Source organism: Maritalea porphyrae (assembly GCF_027213965.1).
GTDB classification, from domain to species: domain Bacteria; phylum Pseudomonadota; class Alphaproteobacteria; order Rhizobiales; family Devosiaceae; genus Maritalea; species Maritalea porphyrae_A.
Genome location: NZ_JAPWGX010000068.1, coordinates 1 through 249, shown reverse-complemented (window position 1 = coordinate 249; position 249 = coordinate 1). Strand labels below are relative to the sequence as shown.

The following is a 249-nucleotide window of genomic DNA, read 5'->3' as shown; positions in this document are numbered from 1 at the left end:
ATCGTAGATAACATGATTGAAACCATGTACGACGAAGAAGGTATTGGTTTAGCTGCGACGCAAGTCGACATTCACCAACGCATCGTGGTGATTGATATTTCTGACAGCCGTGATCAGCCAATGGTATTGATTAACCCAGAAATTATAGAGAAGCGCGGCGAAGATGGTATTGAAGAGGGCTGTCTATCTGTCCCTGGTGCTCGTGCTCTTGTGCCACGTGCTGCTGAAGTCACCGTTAAAGCTCTTAAC

Annotated in this window: 1 protein-coding gene; it reads left to right on the top strand. The window is 46.6% G+C overall.

Going from position 1 to position 249, the window contains the following annotated elements:
• Window positions 1-249, top strand: a 249-nt coding sequence (def, locus tag O4H47_RS18045) for a peptide deformylase (RefSeq protein WP_269395407.1), incomplete at both ends; no start/stop codon positions are given.